At 67.5% G+C, this 1,766-nt stretch carries 1 protein-coding gene; it reads right to left on the bottom strand.

Annotated elements, in window-relative coordinates:
• Positions 1-91: 91 nt before the first annotated feature.
• A complete protein-coding gene (locus ACFV9O_RS40245) occupies positions 92-1,036 on the bottom strand; it encodes a S8 family serine peptidase (RefSeq protein WP_385428024.1) in 945 nt (314 codons plus the stop codon).
• Positions 1,037-1,766: the final 730 nt, after the last annotated feature.

Raw genomic sequence — 1,766 nt, 5'->3', positions numbered from 1 at the left:
CCCGTCGGCCCCACAGGCGCTGACCGGGCGACCGTGAACGATCCCGCCGATCAGGACCTCCCGGCCAGCTGACGGTTACTGAGACGCGCTCCTAGATCGTGCTGAAGCCTCGGACGCCGTTGGGGGTGCCGATGCCGGTGGGTCCGTCATAGCCAGGGACGGCGGTGCACAGGTAGGAGCCGCCGCAAGAGCCGTTGGAACCCTCGACGATGTCGTTGAGCGCCCAGGGGCGGGCGTAGGGGTAGGAGTTGGGGCGGTCGTTCGGACCGGGGTTCCCCGCCAGGGCGTACACGCTGGCGATGATCGGGGTGGAGACGCTGGTACCCGCGACAATCAACCATCCGGCCTCGGGGGTCGTTGTGTAGAGAGCGACATTCTCGGCGACCGCAGAGACATCGGCGACGGTGCGGTTGGTGCAGCCAGCGTCCTGCTGGAAGGGCGGCTTGGGCTGGATCAGGCTGCAGCCAGACCCGGCGCCGGGCCAAGCGGTCTCCAGCCAGCCACGTCGCCGGGGCTTCTGCCCACCATGGGGCTCCCACTCGGGCCGTCTGATCCGTTCCAGCCGGGTTCCCCCCACGCCGGTGACGAACTGGGAAGCGGCGGGCCAGGAGAGATTGGGGAAGCCTCTGTCGCCCGAGGAGGCCACGAACGCGATGCCGGGATGGTTGAAGTAAGTCTGGTCGCGGACCAGCTGAACGGGGTGTTCAACATCGGTGCCCCAGCTCATGGAGATGAACTTCGCGCTCTGGGTACGGGCCTGGGCCACTGCGGTGAGCAGATTGCCGATGGTGTCGTTGTTGGCCTCGACCAGAAGGACGTTGCAGGCCGGGCAGGTGGCGCTGACCATCTCGATGTCGAGGGCCGCCTCTACCGCCCAGCCGGGATCAGTGGTCGGGGGCGGGGTGGTGCCGCCGTTCTGGTTGATCTCGCGGAAGCACCCGTTGGCGGTGGTGCACGGCGGGAGGTGGAACTGGCGGCGGTAGACCGCCAGGTCGTTCTCGGCGGTGGGGTAGTTGAAGGCGACGACGACGGCCACGGTCCGCCCCTCCCCGGCGCGCCGGGGCAGGTCGTAGGCGCTTCGGAGGTCGCGAGGGGTCAGGCCCTCCGGCTTGCCCCCTGGGGGTACGGACGCCAGTGGGGCGGGGTCGGTGCTGATAAGGGAGTGGCAGGAGGCCTTGTCCAGCCCGGGCGAGGGATCACACGCATGGCGGTATGCACCCTCCCTCTGGCCGCGGTCATCCGCAGACCCGGTGGCCTGCCGCTGCCGCGCGTCGTCGTCCGTGGCGCGGGCGTGGGCTCCAGAAGGAACCACTGCCAGGCTCAGGGCCAGAAGCACTGCCCCGAGCACCCACCGCAAGATCCGCACGGGCCGCATGACGCTCCTCTATTTCTACGGGCGCACAAATGAATCCACCCACGCGTCAGCCATGAGACGGGCATGAGGCCCGAGTTGCGCAGGCAGCCATGGGGGAGTTTGTGCCACGTCAAGCGGCATCGTCGCCCAAGCAGATACCGTGGATCGTGCCCGCCACGGGCATGCCGCCAGACGACGCAGGAGTCTCAGCCAGATGGCGCACGTAGGAGCAGCCGTGGACGAGAACGTCCGGACGAGCAGGTGTTGTGTCCTGCGGTGACCGAATGTTTGTCATGCACGGCTCAGAAAAGCTTCTGAGAGGTCGTTTTCATCCCTAGTGCCCGCCTATCACCTACTTTCTTCTCTGCGGTGGTGTGGTGCTGAAGGGGCTGTTGGACTGGTCGGTTCTCGT

Source organism: Streptomyces sp. NPDC059909, from assembly GCF_042730885.1.
In the GTDB taxonomy this organism is placed as follows: domain Bacteria; phylum Actinomycetota; class Actinomycetes; order Streptomycetales; family Streptomycetaceae; genus Streptomyces.
This window is presented reverse-complemented; position numbering and strand designations above follow the sequence as displayed.